The sequence below is a fragment of the Paenibacillus silviterrae genome, from assembly GCF_030167925.1.
Taxonomy (GTDB): domain Bacteria; phylum Bacillota; class Bacilli; order Paenibacillales; family NBRC-103111; genus Paenibacillus_G; species Paenibacillus_G silviterrae.
The window spans coordinates 1,703,399-1,723,106 of the sequence record NZ_JASKUT010000002.1; the positions used below are offsets into that span (position 1 = coordinate 1,703,399).

The 19,708-nt window shown below is 48.3% G+C and carries 14 protein-coding genes and 1 pseudogene; 3 read left to right on the plus strand and 12 right to left on the minus strand.

From position 1 onward, the window contains the following. Positions 1-128: 128 nt before the first annotated feature. From QMO62_RS30420 to QMO62_RS30435, 4 genes and pseudogenes are all read right to left on the minus strand, one after another. Positions 129-5,660: a 3-keto-alpha-glucoside-1,2-lyase-like domain-containing protein gene (locus QMO62_RS30420; RefSeq protein WP_284646201.1), complete on the minus strand. Its 5,532-nt coding sequence runs from the start codon at positions 5,658-5,660 to the stop codon at positions 129-131. A gap of 776 nt (positions 5,661-6,436) precedes the next feature. Further along, the gene (locus tag QMO62_RS30425) at positions 6,437-6,766 is read right to left on the minus strand and encodes a hypothetical protein (protein WP_284646202.1); all 330 of its coding nucleotides are present in this window, start codon (positions 6,764-6,766) and stop codon (positions 6,437-6,439) included. Between the two features lie 127 nt (positions 6,767-6,893). Further along, positions 6,894-7,235: a hypothetical protein gene (locus QMO62_RS30430; protein WP_284646203.1), complete on the minus strand. Its 342-nt coding sequence runs from the start codon at positions 7,233-7,235 to the stop codon at positions 6,894-6,896. Between the two features lie 170 nt (positions 7,236-7,405). Beyond that, positions 7,406-7,546 (minus strand): annotated as a pseudogene (locus tag QMO62_RS30435) (transposase domain-containing protein); the annotation flags it as partial. Positions 7,547-7,809: 263 nt separating this feature from the next. Here QMO62_RS30435 and QMO62_RS30440 point away from each other — a divergent pair. After that, positions 7,810-8,640: a helix-turn-helix domain-containing protein gene (locus tag QMO62_RS30440; RefSeq protein ID WP_284646204.1), complete on the plus strand. Its 831-nt coding sequence runs from the start codon at positions 7,810-7,812 to the stop codon at positions 8,638-8,640. Positions 8,641-8,642: 2 nt separating this feature from the next. On the opposite strand, the gene QMO62_RS30445 is transcribed toward QMO62_RS30440, so the two are convergent. The 6 genes from QMO62_RS30445 to QMO62_RS30470 all read right to left on the minus strand — a co-directional run bounded on the left by QMO62_RS30445 (position 8,643) and on the right by QMO62_RS30470 (position 15,652). Next, the gene (locus QMO62_RS30445; RefSeq protein WP_284646205.1) at positions 8,643-10,145 is read right to left on the minus strand and encodes an FAD-dependent oxidoreductase; all 1,503 of its coding nucleotides are present in this window, start codon (positions 10,143-10,145) and stop codon (positions 8,643-8,645) included. 543 nt (positions 10,146-10,688) lie between these two features. Further along, the gene (locus tag QMO62_RS30450) at positions 10,689-11,306 is read right to left on the minus strand and encodes an SGNH/GDSL hydrolase family protein (RefSeq protein ID WP_284646206.1); all 618 of its coding nucleotides are present in this window, start codon (positions 11,304-11,306) and stop codon (positions 10,689-10,691) included. Positions 11,307-11,472: 166 nt separating this feature from the next. Then, a complete protein-coding gene (locus QMO62_RS30455; protein WP_284646207.1) occupies positions 11,473-12,351 on the minus strand; it encodes a carbohydrate ABC transporter permease in 879 nt (292 codons plus the stop codon). Positions 12,352-12,370: 19 nt separating this feature from the next. Next, the gene (locus QMO62_RS30460; RefSeq protein WP_284646199.1) at positions 12,371-13,267 is read right to left on the minus strand and encodes a carbohydrate ABC transporter permease; all 897 of its coding nucleotides are present in this window, start codon (positions 13,265-13,267) and stop codon (positions 12,371-12,373) included. Between the two features lie 126 nt (positions 13,268-13,393). Then, the gene (locus QMO62_RS30465; RefSeq protein WP_284646208.1) at positions 13,394-14,767 is read right to left on the minus strand and encodes an ABC transporter substrate-binding protein; all 1,374 of its coding nucleotides are present in this window, start codon (positions 14,765-14,767) and stop codon (positions 13,394-13,396) included. 141 nt (positions 14,768-14,908) lie between these two features. Beyond that, positions 14,909-15,652, minus strand: coding sequence for a GTP pyrophosphokinase (locus tag QMO62_RS30470; protein ID WP_284646209.1), 744 nt, complete (start codon positions 15,650-15,652; stop codon positions 14,909-14,911). A gap of 223 nt (positions 15,653-15,875) precedes the next feature. Between QMO62_RS30470 and QMO62_RS30475 the strand changes: the two genes are divergently transcribed. Then, positions 15,876-16,388: a hypothetical protein gene (locus QMO62_RS30475; RefSeq protein ID WP_284646210.1), complete on the plus strand. Its 513-nt coding sequence runs from the start codon at positions 15,876-15,878 to the stop codon at positions 16,386-16,388. Between the two features lie 87 nt (positions 16,389-16,475). On the opposite strand, the gene QMO62_RS30480 is transcribed toward QMO62_RS30475, so the two are convergent. Both QMO62_RS30480 and QMO62_RS30485 read right to left on the minus strand, forming a co-directional pair. Further along, positions 16,476-16,928, minus strand: coding sequence for a VOC family protein (locus QMO62_RS30480; RefSeq protein ID WP_284646211.1), 453 nt, complete (start codon positions 16,926-16,928; stop codon positions 16,476-16,478). A gap of 162 nt (positions 16,929-17,090) precedes the next feature. Continuing rightward, a complete protein-coding gene (locus QMO62_RS30485; RefSeq protein ID WP_284646212.1) occupies positions 17,091-18,848 on the minus strand; it encodes a peptidase G2 autoproteolytic cleavage domain-containing protein in 1,758 nt (585 codons plus the stop codon). Between QMO62_RS30485 and QMO62_RS30490 the strand changes: the two genes are divergently transcribed. Further along, on the plus strand, positions 18,841-19,704 hold the full coding sequence (locus QMO62_RS30490) for a selenium metabolism-associated LysR family transcriptional regulator (RefSeq protein ID WP_284646213.1): 864 nt from the start codon (positions 18,841-18,843) through the stop codon (positions 19,702-19,704). The genes QMO62_RS30485 and QMO62_RS30490 overlap by 8 nt on opposite strands. Positions 19,705-19,708: the final 4 nt, after the last annotated feature.

Consider the following 19,708-nt stretch of genomic DNA (forward strand, 5'->3'; position numbering starts at 1 on the left):
TTTATTATAGACTGCGCACAACAAAAAGAGAGTGGGGTGAGTCCACTCTCTAGGGCAACAAAACGATGATGGCCCGCGCCGTGAAGATCCTGTTGTCCGGTTCAATCGGGACCTGCAACATTGGCGCTCTAAATCAATCCTGATTTTTGCAAAAGCCTTCTCACAATTACGGCAACTTCCGCACGGGTAATATTATTTTTTGGCGCCACTAAATTGCCATCCCTACCGGTAATGATTCCGGTCTTAATATTTAATGCAATACTGTTTTTCGCATAGTCAGCAGAATAAACGGCATCCTCAAACCCTGAAAGCAGCTTTTCAGCTTCATTCTCCATCAACTCTGCTTTCAATCCGGTGTATTTCATCGCTCTTGCCGTCATGGTCATGGCCTGCTCACGGGTAATTTTATCCGTCGGCCTTAATGTACTTTTTCCGTATCCGTCTATGATACCATATTCATAAGCAATGGATACGGCATCGTAATACCAGTCGTCTTTGGTTACATCCCCGAAAATGTCCTTACCGGTACCGGGCCGCGTCACCCCAAGGCCATTTACTACGATCGCAGCAAACTCCGCACGGGTAATGTCCCTGTCGGGCTCAAACCTTTCATCTCCGCTGCCATTAATAACAAGTCTGGACCCCAAGTCATTCACCGCGTCTTTTGCCCAATGCGTATTAATATCTACAAACGTTTTGGGGCTGTAAATGACCGAATAGGTGCTGTTGGTCAAGCTATTGATTCTGGCATAGCGTTTGCCGTCGATGATTGAAATTATCGTGGGCACATGGGAGAAGGTTCCGTCAGCATTAAGAACGATGCCTGTCGTAATCTTGCTCGAATCTATTCCATCCGGAATTGCTATAGTCCTTTCCACATAGCTGTTGAATTTTGAAACATCCACTGTTTTGCTGCCGATGGTGCACGTAATATCGAACTCTACCGGATTGACAACAATCTTGTAACCGTTTTGCGTTGCAGTGTCTTGAACCACCTTTACCGTATCGGCTGGAAGCGCTGCTACAGTAATGTTGACTTTGATATCCTGTAGTGCCGCCTGCGCTCCAATCTGCTGCGATACGACATCAATATTGATCTGTGCTGCGGGCAGCGTATAAGTTACATTCCCGGTCTTTATCTGCAGCACTGCTTCTTTGGCTTCCATGCTCTTGATCATCTGTCCGGTCAATTCAGCGACTACCACGTCAGATTCGTTATTGACTGGAATCGTCACGATCACACCATTGCCTTCTTGCGATAACCTTTGTTCCAGCTTGCCCCGGTCAATGGAAACGGTAGTGACGGTTTTATCGCCTTCTTGAGTGGTTACTGCCATGCCGACTTGTTCTGTTGCACTATTTAAGGGAATGTCTGCGCCTGTATTACCTGTTACCGGTGACGAAGATGTACCTCCACCGCTGCCGTCAGAATCGCCGTTGTCGGAACCGCTGTTATCTCCCGTTGTAACTGCAATTACGGTCAGTCTTATGGTTTTGGTATCGGTGGTGCTATTGGTCCACGCCGTCCCATTCCAGATTTGCTTCTGGAATGTAGCCGTTATGGTGTAATCGCCTACTAATGTCGTCTTATAGCCCGCAGAATATACCTGTCCGTTTACCGTAAATATTCCGGATTTACCAGACTCAGTGGAGCTCCATGTGGTCGGATAATACCGGTCTTCTCCTAGAACGGTTCCCATTGCATTCTGCCGGTCTCCCGCTGCTGTGATAGTTACAGTACCTCCTACTGTGATGCTTGGCACGTTCAGAGCTAGCGTGTTGTTGGCTGCACTGGCTATAGGCGCCAGAATTACAGTGACGGCTGCAGTATTGGTATCCGTTACGCCATTGACCCAAGACGTTCCATCCCATACCTGCTTCTGATATGTCGCGGTTATCGTGAATACTCCTGGTGCAGCAGGGGTATAGCTGGATTGATAAACCTGTCCGCTTACCGTAAATACCCCCGACTTGCCGGCTTCTGTGGAGCTCCATGTAGTCGGGTAATATCTTTCGTCACCGATTATGGTCGGTGTAATGTTCTGCCTGTAGCCCTCCGCCGTTATGATGACGGTTTGCCCCACCACAGCGCTGCTCGGGCTAACGACGAGGCGGTTTCCTTCATTTTGAGCCGGAGCGTACACCTGCAGGGTTACCGTTTTTGTATCGGTTGTTCCACTAACCCAGGAGGAACCATTCCAGCTCATCTTCTGGAAAGCAGCCGTTATGACGTGTGTTCCCGCTTCTGAAGCAGCATAGCTTGACGTATAGTCTCCCACACCCGCGTTCCATAGGAAGCTGCCGTGTTTGCCTTCCTCTGTGGATGACCAGGTAATGGGTATATACTTTTCATCTCCTGCAGCAGTACCGTTTGCTGACTGCCTGTCTCCCACGGCGGTCAATGTTACTGTATCACCTGACGCCGCTCTGCTGCTATCGAGGGTTACTATGTTGTTGGCAGCATTGGCCTTATGAACACCGGCTTTGGTAACGGCAATGGTAAACTGCTTTTCAACATAGAGTCCGCCTGTGTCCGTGCTTCTAACCCGAATGCGGTAGCTATCTTGTGTGTCGTAAACGAACGCTGTCACGGTCTGCAAGATATTCCCGGAAATAGCGAAGCTTCCGTTGCCGGTATCTCCGTCACCTGTTGCCAGAGAATAGGTAAAGGCGTCTCCCGTATCCGGGTCGGTGGTTGAAAAGGTCCCCACACTGCTTCCTGCAGGCATATTTTCGGCTACGCTGTTACTGGTTAGCGAAATGTCCGCAGGCGCCTTATTTAACTCTGTGACGAAAACATCATCGAACACTGCATCCGCAGATGTTGTCCTGAATCCGATTTTCCCTGTAGTTAATTCAGCTACGGGATTTGTCCATTCCACTTTTCGTTCCCCATCCACATAACCTATCACCCTATTCCCTTGTACGACAACCTTCAGCGTATACCACTGCTTCGCAACAGTTGTGTATGGGGTGCTGGATACAATGGTCATGATTCCATCTACACATTTGTACAACTCCAGCTTTTGGGCGGCTGAATTCATTCGATACATATAATAATTTTTAGAGTCCTGCACTCTGAAGACAATTCCTGCGTTTGCATTGGTAATCGGGACTTTTACTTTGGCTTCATATGCATAATCTGTCCAAGAATCACCGGCTGTAATGAGGGCCGTGGTACTAGCCTTCTGGAACAAAGCTTTCGTGTCATCTGCTGCTACACTCCAGGAACCTCCGGCAGTAGTCCATCCCGTGAAATTTCCATCTTCAAAATCGTCGCTGTATAGAATGGTATTTGGATTTGAATTTGTAGGTGTTTCATCTGCATCCGTTATATGGATCGTAAAGTTTTTCTCATAGTAGAGCCCGCCTGAATCTGTGCTCCTCACCCGGATACTGTAGCTGCTTTTTGTTTCGTAATCCGGTGTGTCACGGAGAATCAGCGCATTCCCTGATACGGCTATGGCGAAGCTTCCGTTGTCCATATCACCGGCTCCTGTTACCAGCGAATACGCAAATGTATCCTGCTCATCAGGGTCGGCGGTTGAGAATGTTCCGACGATGCCTCCTACAGTCGTATTTTCTGCCACGATGTTATGTGAAAGCGCAATGTCCGTAGGCGCTTCATTGATAGCGGTAACGACTACGTCATCAAAGACTGCACTCAGGGTTGTTGTCCTGAAGCCGATTTTCCCTGCCGTTAATTCAGTTTCAGGGTTCGTCCATTCTGTCTTCAATTCCCCATCCACATAACCTTTAATCGTATTCCCTTTTACGACGGCTTTAACCGTATACCACTGATTCGCAACGGCTGTGTAAGAGGTGCTGGATACATTGGTCAAGGTTCCATTGACACTTTTGTAAAGCTCCAGCTTTTTGGCCGCTGCGTTGATTCGATACATATAGTAATTACCGGAATCCGTTACTCTGAATAGAATGCCTGCATTGGCATTGGTTATTGGCATTTTCATTTTGGCTTCTACTACGTAATCCGTCCATGAATCACCGGCCGTAATAAGGCCCGTTGTATTGTTCGCTTTCTGGGCCAAAACGTTAGTACCATCTGTTACTACATTCCAGGTGCCCGTAGCAACCGTCCACCCTGCGGTATCCCCATCATTAAAATTATCGCTGAATAGTACGGGAGTAGAATTGGCAATGACTACGCTGCTGACATTATCATTCACAACGGAAGCATTCAAGTCATTCAGGTTTCTTGCGAGCTTGCCTCCAACATAAATATCAGTGAACGTTACCCCGTTAACCATTCCGCCTCTGGTGATATTCCCTGAGAGCCTGGACTTCTGGGATCCCGTTTCACGAACATTGATATTTTTGAATAACACATTGCTTACGTCGCCGGACGTGCTGGTGGAAACCCCAAACCAGTAATTCCCGAATTGATTAATTCCGACTCGTTCAATATCAATGTTCTCAAACGTAATATTCTGGGCCTGGCCTTCCTCCGGGAGAGTGTTTTCTGTATAACCATGATCAACAAGCAGTGCCCGGGCGCTTTGATACACATACGAATTCCGGATGGTTACGCCGTTCTGCAGCGTACATATGCCCATGCCAATCTTGAAAGCCACACAACGAGTCCAGGCTAAGACATCCTCAAAGACCACATTTTCCAAATGTTCAATCGCTCCAGGCCAGTCCTTGGACATCCCTTTCTGCGGCCAGGTTTTGGTAGAAAATGTGTCGTCGTCCGATATGCCAATGGCATGTCGAACCAGCACGTTCTGACTCTCATTGATATCCATGGCATCATTCTCAATTTTGTATAAATCCTGGAACCCTTTATAATTCGTGATTTTCACATTATCGGAACGTACCACCATGAACATCCAGAAGCCGGCGTCCCGCAAAATCAACCCGTCAAACGTAAAATTGCTGGTTGCAATCGGAACCAGCAGGTTATTCAGGAATCCTTCCCCCTGCTTGTGTGTCGCCGGTGGTGCCGGCATTTTGCGCTCCCGCATCTCTATGCCTTTCCCGTCAATGGTTCCGCGTCCCCTTATCGTGATATTGCTGGAGTCTATGGCAGTGCGGATAAAGTACGTTCCGTCAGCGTTGCGGGAATCCTTGCGGAAGTCATTCCTATAGTCCTCGCCCCTGCCTGTGCCGACAATGACTGCGCCTCCGGCCAGGTAGACGGTCACATTGCTTTTTAGAGTCAGATTGCTTGAGGTGTAGACTCCGGCCGGAATAAACACAGTGCCTCCCCCGGCTTGATGGGCGTCGTCAATGGCCTGCTGAATCGCTCCTGATGCAAGCGTCGCTCCCGTGCTGTCCGCATTGTACGGCGCAGCGGTCACATTGTAAATTCCGGGACCTGATGACGCGGGAATATCCGTCTCGAACGGATCGGCCGCAATGACGAGCTTTCTTCGCTGACCATTGATCTCTACAATCACATAGGTTGAGGTAGAAAGCGTAAATGTCAGCTTGTTCCCGTCGACCGTGCCCTTGATGTTTTTGGCCAGCGGACTGATCGAATAAGATGTAATCGGCTTGTCTGTCGTAACTTCAATGCTGACCGTTCCGGAAAAAGAAAATTGAGCGTAGTCATAGTCAGCTAAATATTGAATTACGGGAACCGCTTCATTATCCGCTTTCAATGAGTACATACTGGATGCGGTATAAATAGATGGCATAGGATAGTTCTGAATCATTGCGGTTCCATTAGCTGTCTGTAGTAGAGATGAGGTATCCATTGAAGACGTAGGGGAGTATTGAATGATTTCGGTCGCATCCGATGTCTGTGGTAGTATTCCTGTGATAATTACGGCAAGCAATAACGAAAAAATAAATACTTTTTTTAATAGCATACATACCTCCTGAAAATCATTAATCTGCCAGTTATGACCGGGAGAACAGAATAGGATATGTCTGACCGTGAATGTCGTAATCTTACCTAGGTAACCCGGTTTAATCGTCATTGTGTTTCCTTTTCACCGTTGTCCCAACTTTCTGACGATCGAGTAACGCCTTCCATTCTTCCTCCTTTTGATAACCTAGTGGATTACACCTGGTCAGCAACTGCCAAAGTAACCGCCAAGCCAAGGTTAACCGTTTTCATTTTCACTCATTTGAGTCATATTTTTATTATAATTCCTGTCTACTAAGAAAGGAGTGGGGTAAGCCCATGCTCCAGGGATACAATATTACTGTCCCAATGTTTGTCTAGAGGGGGTCCCCTGGTCATCATTGCTGACACTACAAATCCACTTTTATAGGACACTTTTCAACGGTTATGAAAAGCTCCATTCGCATCATATTTCCGAATATAGACCAATAAATCAGCGAAGTTAACCTAGGATATACCGATTTATTGATCTGCCGCACCATAAGACATGACTAATTCTTCGCCCATGACAACGCCTCCGGTAGTAAACAGACAAGGTGTGTGGTAATAATCCTTCGGCATTTCCTACTCCCTCTCTGCAAACATCAGACGATCGGAGCAACGGTGAATAACGACCGGGAAATCGTCCTCCTGCTCTCTGATGATCATAAAGGATTGTGTATATCCAAACTGTACATTTTTCTTCGCGTGATAAGGGATCCGCCATGCCTTGTTCCCCAAGGATATCGGGGGCCAACTCGCACCCCCACGATTCTCCTCCCAATCAAAAACGGGAGACGCCAATAGTTTATGGGTCGCTTTGGGCGAAGCAAAATCTTCTATGAATTCTGCTGCCGCTAAATAAATAGAGGGCTTACCCACCTTTTCCCCGCCATCAAAAGGAAGGACATTCATCGGGCGATGCAGTAAAGAACAGTAACCGTATCATTGGAGCGGGCCGTATTAATGTAAGCGTCAAATAGCCCACACCTTATCATCAAGATGTGGGCTTTACTATGCTGAATCATGATTTGAACACGCTTTAGCTTATAGCTTTAGTTATGAAATAAAAGGTTACTGTGAGAGCACTTGGATTTGTCTGTGGGAGCGAGATTACCCATCTATTGTTACCTTGTGGGTGGCTTAAAACTGGAAATGCTCTTGAAAAAGGCCACCCCCATCCGGCACTGATAACTATTTTATTTGCTGCTGCGGTAAAGGTAAACGTATAAAATGTATTTCCTGGAACTTCTCTGGAAAATTCAAATCGTTCAAAGCCATCTCCAAGATCGACTGTTCTTCTGGCATTTTTTGGAGTTACGTTGACTTTTTTAACATTGAGACCTTTATATTTTCCAGCCTTTAGTGTTAGATTTTTCTTCATGAGCATTCCTCTTTTCTTGGTTTGCTCATAGTATATTTGCGATATCGACAATATGATTGGGTATTATTCCGGCTTAATTGTTGGCAAACGCGAAGGAAATCGCCCTTTTCGAGGTGAGCGTCAAACAACCCCCACCATGCATTCATGTTGAGGGCTGTCGTATACTGTAGCTATTGTTGTTTAAATACTCGACAAGCGAGTGGTAGCATCGGCGACCACGGAAGCAGCTTGTCTAGTTCTTCGGGATCATTTGGATCTGTCAGTTGAGGCAGTTGCTCGAAGAGGTATTGTAAATACTGAAATGGATTCAGTCATCAGAGCTTTTTGCATAACCCAAAAAAATCGGATAATGATCGTGACATCCCTCTCTTCTTTTTTTGCGGCCACGGACCCGTTGCCCGGAAAAGCATGTGATTTTCATTCGTGTCCGGATCTTTAGGGGTTTCATAGATCCTCCTGTTTATATCTTAAAGTATGAACTTCTTCCCTCTTACGGTTTCCCTTAATCTTGTCAATGTCTCCGATGAAACGATATAATTTGAGAATAATCGCTATTTGAGGAGGAACCTCACCGATGACGAATTCCGTTTCGTATCGATCCAGCGTCATTTATGCGAATTATTTCACACACACGAAGCCCCACTCCGTGACTTATAAAGACGGGCTGACCTTCTACCTGTTCCGGCTTCAGGCCGAAGGAACCTGCCGTGCGCTGGTTGACGGGAAATACGAAACTATCATCCCAGGTGACCTGCTCATATATCCGCCTGATCAGCCATATGAACTTAACGTGCAGCCTCGAAGCACAACGGAATCGGGTGCGGTTCAACCCGTCGGCGATTATTTCCTGATCGGCAGCGGAGAATGGTTGGATTCGTGGTGGAAACCCAAAGGCCTGCCCACCAAAACGAACATCGGCTTTGACGATACGGTCATCACCTTATGGAAGCATATTATCAGCGAAAAGAAAAAAATGATGAAAAATCAAGATGAGATCATGGACTATCTTCTAAGAACGCTATGTTTGACACTGGAGCATGTGATCCAGGTCAAGCAGCGTACCAGGGGATCGGATACCGCGTACAGGATGAAGCAATTCATAGAAAACCATGCCCATGAACCCATCCGTTTGGAACAAATAGCGGCCTCCGTCGGATTAAGCGTCTCCCGCTGCAGCTATCTGTTCAAAAACGCTTTTGGTCAATCGCTGTTCGCCTACTGTATTGACGTCAGGCTAAACCATGCGCAGCAGCAGGTGCTCTACAGCAATCTCACGCTGGAGCAGGTTGCCGAGAAGACAGGTTTCCCGAGCTACCCGCATTTCTGCCGGGTATTCCGTGAGCGGTTCGGACATCCCCCGGGAGAATATCGGCGCAGCTTCGGATTCCGTTTCAGCCTAGATTGACTCTAGTATTGGACGTCTGCATGCAAAACCTGATTTTCTTGAACGAGTATAGAATGCAACCGCTCATACGCTACATGTTGAACGATGCCGTCCGCATCAAGCGCCAGTGCAGCTGCTGCTGCAGCCGATTGACCCAGGATCATAAATACGGGCTCCATCCGGATCGAACCGTAAGCAGCATGGGTGGCGGAAACACATACCGGTACGATCAGATTGGTACACTCCACCTTTTTCGGCACAATGGCCCGATAGCTAATGGGATAAGGCGCTGTCAATTTCACATAAAACCCGCCCTCCGTGCTTACATGCCCGTCTTCGTTAACATAGTACTGAGTGTGGTGCGAGTCCATGGCAAAGGAGGCCATACCTATGGAATCCGGCACCTGATCCTTCAGTCTGACTACATGCTCCGTCACCACATAATCGCCGATCATTCTGCGGGATTCTCTGACGTACAACTGGGGTGTCCAATGGCCGCTTTCGATAAATTCATCAAGCGGCAGGCCCCACGGTCTGTATACCGCCCGTATCTCCTCGGGCACCCGCTGATGATTCTGTATGGTCCAAACATAGCCTTGCTGATAGAGACGGTGGGCATTCCAGAGTTGTTCCCGGATAGGGTAATCCGCCTCTGCATAGCTATGGTTCATTCCGTTGTAATCCGTAGAGATGCCACTGTTGTTATTGGAATCGGTCTTATCCGGGGTTACTCGGTTCAATTTAAAGAAACGCGAGTTTTGCCCTTGCTCGATGGCCCGGAACAAAATTTCATAATCAGCTTCGTTATATCCTTCCGGCTTTTCAATCTCCAAGCGGTTGTCGGGATTATTCGTCAAACACATACGGAAGTTATAAGCCTGAAGCTTGGTGTCCCCATCGCCGATATTACCGCCTGCGTCCGGATTGACACGCAACAGCAAGCCGCTGGACGGCACCCCTTTCACCACATAAGGATCGATTCCCCCGGGCAGCTCATTGCCAGGCCTGATGCCGTTTAATGTCTCCCCGTATTGAGCATTCGACTCCCGGCCGACATAATAGGATACGCCGGCTTTGGCCATCAGATCCCCTTCATAAGTAGCGTCAATAAACACCTTGCCGTTATAGACGTTCCCGGATTCCATGCGGATCGAGATGATTTTGGATCCATGCTTGGTTACACCGTCCTTTAGTTCAAGCCGTTCCCCGTATACGACCTCGATATTGTTCTCCGTCACAAAATCTTGCAAAACTTCGAGCGCTACTTTGGGTTCAAACAGCCAACAGGCGCCATCTTGCGAATATTTCCGGGCTACCCGCTGGTAAAACTCCAAGGACAAGCCCCCGATCGCTTCCTTCATCCCTACATCCGTATCTCCCAGTCCTCCGGTGGTCAAGCCCCCGATTCGCTGACTAGGCTCGATCACCACCACGCTCTTACCCATTTTTTTGGACTGCACAGCTGCCATAATGCCTGCGGCCGTCCCTCCGTAAATGAGAATATCATACTGTTCCTCTTGGTTCATTTCTATTCCTCTCCCATCACTATTTCGCTTACAGGCATTATTATAAACGCTTGCCAATGGGGCGAGAATGATGGATCTACCTTTTTCACTTGATGAATCTTACTGTTTTCATCGAAACAGAAACACTAATAAAAACCACAAGCGAGGGTGGGTCGCATGTAGTGAATAAGCTCTACTGCATACTGCAGTATTGTTTCAAATAATTCTGTTGCTTCAGCCATGTCGACAATATGGAAGCCGAAATTCTCCACCGAGCTCAACGCACGCATGTACCATTCTCCATACCAAGCCCTGCGGTTGATGGCATCGTGGAGTATGTGATATTGCTCGCTATTGATTTATTTGTCTTCAAACATAAAAATGGCTCCTAAAACCATCTGTGGAATTCACAGAAGAGTTTAGCAGCCATTTTACGGTTTCTTGAGCCTGACGGCTTATTGGCGTATCTCCCACGATGGATAAACACGTATTCCACGCCATCCGCTGTCCCCATTATTTGTAATAATATTGTATTGTACGGAATTTATTACAGCTGACCATTCATCAAATCTGTGCAAGGAATGCTGATGCCAGATCGGCAATTCGTTCATGTCCCGCTTGGTTGGGGTGTAGCCGGTCCGATGTGAAATACGATAATGTCCATTTGTTGAAGCCACTCAACGCATACAGATCCAGCACCGGCAGCGCATACTCTTCCCCAAGAGTGCGAATTACCGAAACATAGTCGCGAAGTCGGTGGCCCGCAGCATTGATGGATTCGTTATCATAGCCATCCTTGTCACGCTGCATCGGAGTCCACAGACTGAGGCGGGTGATGGGATTTCGTGTTAGAATGGTTTCAATCGTCGCACGATAAGCCCCGTAGAATGTCTCAACACTTCGGCAGTCTATAGAACCGATCGGCTTATTCAGTCGGAAGTCGTTGATCCCCGCCAGAATAGTCACACAATCCAAGAATGGATCCGTGCTCGGCGCTATATTAACAGTCGCTCCGTAGTCACGTTCGCCCCCTGCCGTCATCGGGCAGCCGCTCTTACCATAGTTCTCCACACGAGTAAATCCGAGTCTCGCTGCTACTATCGGCTGATATCCGTTCGCTTCAGTAATACTGTCACCAAGCGTTCCCCAGCTTTTTCCTTGCCATCGCTTCAAATCTGCCATAATATACATCCCACCTTGCATCTCCGCTGGTATTGGATACCCAGTTATTTGTACAACCACATTCGTTCCAAGGATTTCATGTCCCGAACCTGACAAAGCCACCTCGTTTGATCCATTCCGACTGATCTCTTTTAATAATGCAATCAGACATGCTTACAGGGTCTCCTTACCCCTTAATGGAGCCGGCAGTCACCTGCATGAACGATTTGTTCGCTAGGATATAAACCAGCAGCATCGGCAAAATCGACAAGCAGGCTCCGGCCATCATCAAATGCACCTGCATCGCGGCGGACGAGCCGTAACGCAGATTCGCCAGCCCGACGGTCAGCGTCTGCAGCTTCGGATTCGTCATCGTAAACACGAGCGGCAAAATGTACTCGTTCCACGCATGCCGGAAAGCAAACAGTCCGGAAACCCCGAGTCCCGGCGTCAGCAGCGGAAGAATGATCGTAAAGAAGCTGCGGGAGAAGCTGGAGCCGTCAATCATAGCTGCTTCATCCAGCTCCCGCGGGATCGCCTTAAAGAACCCGAGTAAGATAAAGAACGTGCTTGCATGAGCGCTGATGAGAATGAGAATGACGCCCCACAGCGTCGTATTCAAATTCAGCTTGACCATCAGATCGAACTGCGGGCGTAGCATTACCGCCCCGACGGAGATGAACATCGTTGAAGCTTGAATGCCCACATACAGCGCCTTCCCTGGAAAAGCTCTGCGATCGACCACATACGCAGCCATCGCCGCCACGAGCAGGGTGCCGACAGTCACCGTCACGCTCAAAAACACGCTGTTCCATGTATATTGAGCGAATTTCGTCTGCCTCCATGCCTCCGCGTAATTGGCGAACTGCCATACCTCCGGCAGCAAGCCGCCTCCGCTCATGAGCTCGGCGTTGCTTTTTAACGAGCCGGCCACGGTCATCAGCACGGGAAACAGCGTCAGCAGCGCCGTAATAACCAGGAACGCCCACATGACGACCCTGCCCGCTACCTTAACGAGGCGCAGGTACGCCGGATGCTCAGCTCGCGATAACGTCAATTCGTTCATGTCCGTACACCCCCTTGAGCTAGAACACCTTGCTCATTTTTCGACTGAAATAATAGTACACGGCCGTAATGGCTCCGACGATCAACGCTGTTGCGAAGCCAACCGCACTGCCGTAGCCGATCTGTTGATCGACAGGCGCCCCCGTGGATACCGGGAAAAGCAGCTTGTAGAGATACAAATACATCACTTCCGTACGGCCGATCGGACCGCCCTCCGTCATGACCATAATGCTCTCATAGCCCTTAAGTGAAGCGATGACCGCAAGCATAATGATCATCTGCATCACCGGCCCTAGCATTGGAATCGTAATGTGCCGGAAGCGCTGCCCCGCGTTCGCCCCATCGATCGCCGCACTTTCGTACAGGTCGTTCGGAATGCTTTGCAGTCCCGCCAGGAACAGCAGCATATAGTTTCCGACCGCCCCCCATGCCGCAACGATAATGACTGTTAGCATCGCGTATTTCGGACCGAGCCATTCGATCGGCTGAGAAATGATCGAATATTGGAGCAGCAGCTGATTCACCATGCCGTTATAGGAGTTAAAAATAATATAGAACACGACGGAAATGACCGCCGTACTAATGACCGTGGGCATAAAATAAATCGCCCGAAGCAGCCCGCGCCCGCGCAGCTTTCCGTTAAGAATGACCGCGAGCAGCAGCGAAAGCGGAATCGTGATGAGCAGCTTGCCTGCTGCGTAAATGAACGTATTTTGAACCGATTCCCAAAACTGCACGTCGGTCGCAAGCCTGCGGAAGTTATCGAGCCCGACGAATAGCTCCTCGCCGTAGCCCGGGTATTCGTAGAACATGTAACGCAGCACCCAGACCAAGGGGTAAATGCCCAAGGCGAGGGTCAGGATGACACTTGGAAAAAGAAAGAGCGTGTTTTCACTCAGCCGTCTCCATGCGGACATACGTCCTTCTCCTCCTCCATGAATTCTCTACTGCATAATAATGACCGCCTCCGCCCTGATACGGGCTTATGCGGACAGCAAAGAGCCTTCGCCGAACCATCGGGCGAAGACTCTTGCCCTTGCCGTTTATTTTCCCTGCAGCTTGGCCGGGTCAAAGCCCGGGTTCGGCGCGACCTTCACGTCGCCCTTCTGGACTGCTTTATCCAAAGCCGCATTGTAACGGGTATTCAAATCTTGAACGATTTTCGCCAAATCTCCGCCGGCCAGCATGTACTTGAAGAAAGCGTCGGCATAATTCATACCTTCAGGCGACACATTCGGCGATACCGGCCAGAGCGAATCCAGCTTGCCTACCAGGAAGCCCTCCATACCCGGAATTTGAGGCTGCTTCGCCTTCTCGGCGATGCTCGGTACGACCGCGATGCCAAAGCCCTTCTCGTGGTAGGTCGTCAATACCTCGTCGCCGTACATGAATTGCATGAACTTCCAGGCTGCGTCCTTGTTCTGCGAGTTGTTGCTCAGCCCGAGCCACGTGCCCGCCGAGACGATCTCGGAGGTGCCGCCGCGCTTGCCGTCCAGCGTCGGCGGGAGCGCGCCCGCCCAGTTGATTTTCGTTGGGAACTGGTCTTTATATACGCCCGGCTCCGTCGAGAAGGACAGGTACATGCCGATCTTGCCTGCCGCGAACTGTGCCCGCATCGGATCAATGTCAAGCGTCTCCGCCCCCGGCAAAATGCTGCCGTCATCATACATTTGCTTGAACGATTTGATTACCTCTGCGTACGGAGCAAAGTCAAATTTGCCGGTTTTGATATCAAAGCCTAATCCCTGATGACCGCTAAGCGATAACATTTCCCGTACGGAGCGATCCATTGCGCTCTTCGGGTTTTTGAAGTTGAGCGCGAAGCCGTACACGCCGTCCTTTTTACCCGCTTCCGTTATTTTCTTAGCTGCCTCCACCATTTCCTGAAGCGATTGCGGCGGATTCTGAATGCCCGCCTTGGCGAACAAATCCTTGTTATATACAAGCCGCAGTGTAAGTCCCGTATTCGGAAGCGAGTACAGCTTGCCGTCGAAGCGGTTAACCCCGTCGATCAGCACGGTCGAGAACTTCGATTTGATGCCGTCGGTCAAATATGCATCGATCGGAGCCAGGTAACCTTTTTTGAAGAAGGTTTCCGTATTGGCGCTTTTCAGACGAAGCACGTCCGGCGCCTGATTGCTGGAGAAGGCGATATCGACGCTCTGATTATAGTTCTCGGACATGACCGTCAGTTCCACCTCGATATTGTCCTTATTTGAAACGTTAAACTGATTGATCAGTTCCTTAATGTACTCCTGATCGTGACGGTCGTCCGTCCAATATTTGATGATCTTCTTCTGAGCCGGCTGAGGCGTTTGTCCGCCGCTCTTGCCCGCATCCGTGTCCGCGCCTCCGCAGCCGGTCAAGCTGACCGTCAATGCTACGCCAAGTCCGAGACCAACCATTTTTTTCATCATCTATGCTGCCCCTTTTCCGCTTGTTTGTGTTGCCTGTAGTTTTATTATAGACTGCGCACAACAAAAAGAGAGTGGGGTGAGTCCACTCTCTAGGGCAACAAAACGCTTCCAACAGGGCACTAATTCGTTATAACGCTTATGTCAGTCTTTCTCATTACCACTGTCCAACAGCTCCAGCAAAGCGGGCGGAAGCGCAAATTCCTGATTATTGATGATGATGCGGTTCAACTCGGTTAATTCCGGCTGCTCTTCTTTCAGCTTCTCTATTTCCTTATGCAGTCGCTCCATTTTCCGGTCCAAAGCTGCCGCGGCATCAGCCGCCTCCTTCAATTCCCCCAATAAACTCGCAGGAACGGCTTGATTGTATTTATAAAAGATTTTATGCTCCAGGCTAGCCCAGAAATCCATGGCAATGGTTCGGACCTGCACTTCAATGCATACCTTCTCGATTCGGTCCGACATGAATACGGGAACCTCAATCAGAAGATGAAGGCTTTGATACCCGTTCGGCTTGGGGTTTTGGATATAATCCTTTTCTTCCAGGATTCTAAGATCCGTCTGTTTCTTCAGCATATCCCTAATCGTATAGATATCCGACAAAAAGGAGCACGTGATCCGCAAACCGGCGATATCCTTGATATGTTCCCGAATGCTTTCAAAAGAAATTTCGCATTTCTTGCGGTGCAGCTTATTTAGTATGCTTTCAGGAGATTTCAGACGAGATTTCGTATGTTCAATTGGGTTGTACTCGTGCAAAAATTGAAATTCCTCCTGCAAAATTTCAATCTTGGTTTCCATTTCATCCAAGGCAAACTTATAGATCATCATGAAGCGGGTAACTTCGTTTCTAAATCTCTTCATTTGTCTGATGGCCAGCTGATTCATAATCAATTTCCTCTCTTGTAAAAATGGCCATAATCGGCGGAGGTGGCTTACGGGACACAGTTCACATCCATATTATTTATACCATATTCCTGCTGCCACCTGTTAAAGTTGCCGCCTAAATCTTTGTAATCCTCGCCGCGCGTGAGAGCAGTACAGTCGGAAATATGAACTTATACATAAAATAAACCAATTACACAAATCCTTCGAAAAGGAGAGGGGGACTTTGGCTAGTAAAATAATAGATCGGGAAACGAAATCAATGGTGCGAAAGTGGATCAAAAAAATGAAAAAAAAAAATTACCCCAAAGGAAAAAAAACCGGAAAACGAGCGGAAAAAAAACTGAATTTACCTTATAAGACACTGGGAATCGGAAATTACCGTATTGTTTATGATATGGATGATGGCTACGTTCTAAAAGTAGCAACAACAAAGCAAGGGATAAAAAGTAATCAAATAGAGAAAAAAATATATAAAAACTCTCCTCGATCCCTTCGAAAACATCTAGCTAAAGTCAAAAAGTCGGGATTTGGATGGGTCATTATGAAAAAAGCAAAAGAAATTTCTAAAAAAAAACGATATAACAAAAAAATATCTCGTCTAGAAAAGAAGTTCCGAAAAGCAGGCATTATTGCCCGTGATATCCTCAGAAAAAAACCGATATGGCATAATATAGGAAAGTTAAAGAGCAAAATTGTATTTATTGATTATGGAAAATTTAAAATCACTAAAGATTGATCCATATTGCGGCTTAAATTACTTGTAAGGAATCGGACGGGGTCTGTTAATCATTTTGTGTTAACTCGTTTATGGAAACGTCAGTACTCATTTGTTACCGAGCTGTTCCGCTAAACCGATTAGAAGTCCTTCGGTTCCACGAATGTAGCAGAGCCGATACGAGTCCCCGTACTGAACCACTTCGCCAACGAGCTGAGCTCCATGCTTAGTGAGTCTGGTTACCATTTCGTCAATGTCTTCAACGGTGAACATGACGCGTAGATAACCGAGGGCGTTTACAGGAGCAGTCCGGTGGTCTGATATAGCCATTGGGGTGAGAAATCGCGAAAGTTCAAGTCGGCTATGGCCATCAGGGGTAACCATCATAGCAATCTCTACGCACTGTGTACCCAGTCCGGTTACGCGACCAGCCCATTCGCCTTCGATAGTGGCTCGCCCTTCGAGCTTCAAGCCGATTTCCTCGAAGAAAGAGATTGCATTATCAAGGGATTCTACAACGATGCCAACATTGTCCATTCTTAGTAATTTGTTTTTTTCCATTTTTTTCTCCTTTGGTGTACAACACCATTCAGTTACGTTACTTCCAAACAAATTATACCATGTCACAGTTCATGATAACAAAAAATGAGAGACCTTTGCCGTAACGGTAAAGGTCTCTCTATTTGAATAGCTGTGTCGTTTCACATCTTTATATCTACATGGCTACTTAACAAAAATTTGGATTTGATTCGGCCCTATTCTTCTCATCACCCGATAGCCTTGATTTGAGACGGTTGCAATTCCCTCATTATTACTCCAGCAATACTGGTCAACCATGCAAGTACCGTCATCCCTCACCAGCAATTTCCCAAGTACGCCTACCGCAGCCCACTCCGGACGTTCGTTTCTCGGGATATATTTCTGCGCCTGGTCATATTCAGGATTGAGAATAGGCTCTCTCTTCACATAACCGAGTTGAGTAATATTTCCTTCTTGATCCACACGTTCCTGAATTTCAACTTCATGGTATTGAATATTTCCCCATTCGTCTCTAACAAATAAGTTGTGCCATCTCAAATCGCTCGCATCCGCGACAATCGCCGGCCTTGCACTTACCACGCCAAGAATGTAATGATCGTCTGCAGTTGCTTTGCGTATCTTATCTCCCTCTAACGTGACAAAATACCCCGGCATAATAGGATTCATATCATAGGTCTCAAACATTTCCGCATAGTCAGCAGCATTGGGTGAGAATATGGTTCCGTCGAGATACATATTTCCTGTTGCTCCCTCTATGATTGCGGAGTTTAGTGAAGGTCCATTCGTCAATCCGTTGGCTAAATGCCAGGAGAATGGAAATCTGGATGTACTGTTATCCCCCATAATATGGGCGCCGGTGTGGACAGCCGCCGTATTTCTCCCTTCAGCATGAGCATAATGGGAAAACGCCAGCGTATTTTCTCCCTCCGCATGGGATGCGCCTCCGCTTGCTCTTGCAAGTAATCCTTCAGCATGAGAATAAAGGCCGGTTGCTTCCGTTCCTAAACCTTCAGCATGAGCCCCCAGCTCACCTGCAATCGTTCTATTCCCTTCAGCATGAGCGAAATTTCCGGTAGCCTTTGTTTCCTTTCCCTCGGCGTGCGTTGCTTCCCCTATCGCTATAGTTCCAATACCTTCCGCGTGAGCTGCCAATCCGTTTGCATTGGAGCGGTTGCCTTCCGCGTGAGCGGCAAATCCGCTTGCGGTGGTGAGTGTGCCTTCTGCATGGGAAAAGTCCCCCAGTGCTTTACTAGCCCCTCCTTCTGCATGTGAGGCAGTACCTTCCGCATAATTGCCATGGCCTTCGGCATGTGAGCTATTGCGTAATGCACGATTTTGAAAGCCCTCCACATGGGAGTTCTCTCCAATTGCTTGCGTTTCATAACCCTCAGCATGTGAATAGTCGCCTACGGCAAATGTCGTTTGACCTTCAGCATGAGAGGCAACTCCCGTACTTCTGGTAAGATTGCCCTCTGCATGAGAGAAGTTTCCAAACGCGTTGGTTGCGAAGCCTTCTGCGTGGCTACCCAATCCAGTTGCTATGGAATCTAGCCCTTCCACATGCGACGCTTCTCCATTTGCGATCGTTTGAAATCCTTCAGCATGCGAGTACGGACCAAACACTTTATTTCTCGCGAAATTTTTAGGTAGGATGTCTCCCAAAAAACATTCCTCCATTCTGAAATCTGTACTACCATTAAGGTACGAGTGGATTTCTAGTACAATAGTGTAATTTATTCTGAATAAAGCTGTTTTGTATAGGAGTATGCGGATGAACGTCTCACAATGGACCAAATGGGCAAAGAAGCACGTTGTATTGGGGGGGCCAAAAGTTGTAGTAGAACTAACGTTCGCCAACAGTGCAACGTTCCTTGGCATGGTTTGTTCAAATGAGGTATGATTCGTTATAAAGATGTGGAAGCAGGTGATTGGAATGGACATGAGATATTTGGAGACCTTCATAAAGGTTTGCGAACTGGGGAGCTATACGGCCGCAGCCGATGCGATGAATATCAGCCAACCCGGCGTCAGCAAGCAAATTGGGCGACTGCAGGCGGGCCTCGGCGTTACTTTATTGCGGCGGGAAGACAATGGGATCAAGCTGACCGAAGCCGGACGTGAAGTATACTTAAACGGTAAAAATATACTTGCGATATGGAACAAGCTGTCGGATGCCTGCCACAGTGTAAGCAACCAACTGTCGGGCCTTCTACGCATCGGTGCCAGCACCATCCCGGCCAAACACCTCTTGCCCGGAATCCTGATGAACGTTCACTCCACCTACCCGCATGTGGAATTGTCCGTCAACGTTGCGGATTCGCAGCAAATACTGGATTCACTTTATCGCGGCTCGATTGATATCGCCTATGTGGGTACCAAACCCGAGCGTCCCGAGGCTCATTACATCCCTATGACGGCAGACAAGCTGGTCGTCATCTCCAATCGGCCCGACTGGTCGGATAGGGATTTAGCGGACTGTCCGTTCATTCTCCGGGAAACCGGCTCCGGCACGCGAACCGCTTTCGAGCAAGCCATATCCGCCATGGGGCTGTTGCCGGACAAAGTGAAATGCGCCGCAGAGGTTAGCGATACCGGGCTGATCATACAGCTAGTCGAAGTCGGAATGGGACTTGCCGTCGTCTCCAGTCTGGATGCTGAAAGCCTGATTGAACAGGGCCGCATTAAGGTCGTGCAACAATTGCCGGCCGAGCGGCAATTTTATCTGGTGTTTATGCGCGACTCATCCTGCCGGGCCCTTATCGAGGCGTTCGTGCAACTGGCAACGGCCCCGGTATAACCAA

What these genes read in the sequence shown, in the direction of transcription:
- QMO62_RS30485 (WP_284646212.1), bottom strand. Translation starts at nt 18,848, where the DNA reads ATGTCCATTCCAATCACCTGCTTCCACATCTTTATAACGAATCATACC.
- QMO62_RS30450 (WP_284646206.1), bottom strand. Translation starts at nt 11,306, where the DNA reads ATGGCAGATTTGAAGCGATGGCAAGGAAAAAGCTGGGGAACGCTTGGT.
- QMO62_RS30445 (WP_284646205.1), bottom strand. Translation starts at nt 10,145, where the DNA reads ATGAACCAAGAGGAACAGTATGATATTCTCATTTACGGAGGGACGGCC.
- QMO62_RS30420 (WP_284646201.1), bottom strand. Translation starts at nt 5,660, where the DNA reads ATGCCATCTATTTATACCGCATCCAGTATGTACTCATTGAAAGCGGAT.
- QMO62_RS30430 (WP_284646203.1), bottom strand. Translation starts at nt 7,235, where the DNA reads ATGAAGAAAAATCTAACACTAAAGGCTGGAAAATATAAAGGTCTCAAT.
- QMO62_RS30425 (WP_284646202.1), bottom strand. Translation starts at nt 6,766, where the DNA reads ATGAATGTCCTTCCTTTTGATGGCGGGGAAAAGGTGGGTAAGCCCTCT.
- QMO62_RS30455 (WP_284646207.1), bottom strand. Translation starts at nt 12,351, where the DNA reads ATGAACGAATTGACGTTATCGCGAGCTGAGCATCCGGCGTACCTGCGC.
- QMO62_RS30490 (WP_284646213.1), top strand. Translation starts at nt 18,841, where the DNA reads ATGGACATGAGATATTTGGAGACCTTCATAAAGGTTTGCGAACTGGGG.
- QMO62_RS30480 (WP_284646211.1), bottom strand. Translation starts at nt 16,928, where the DNA reads ATGGAAAAAAACAAATTACTAAGAATGGACAATGTTGGCATCGTTGTA.
- QMO62_RS30440 (WP_284646204.1), top strand. Translation starts at nt 7,810, where the DNA reads ATGACGAATTCCGTTTCGTATCGATCCAGCGTCATTTATGCGAATTAT.
- QMO62_RS30465 (WP_284646208.1), bottom strand. Translation starts at nt 14,767, where the DNA reads ATGATGAAAAAAATGGTTGGTCTCGGACTTGGCGTAGCATTGACGGTC.
- QMO62_RS30460 (WP_284646199.1), bottom strand. Translation starts at nt 13,267, where the DNA reads ATGTCCGCATGGAGACGGCTGAGTGAAAACACGCTCTTTCTTTTTCCA.
- QMO62_RS30470 (WP_284646209.1), bottom strand. Translation starts at nt 15,652, where the DNA reads ATGAATCAGCTGGCCATCAGACAAATGAAGAGATTTAGAAACGAAGTT.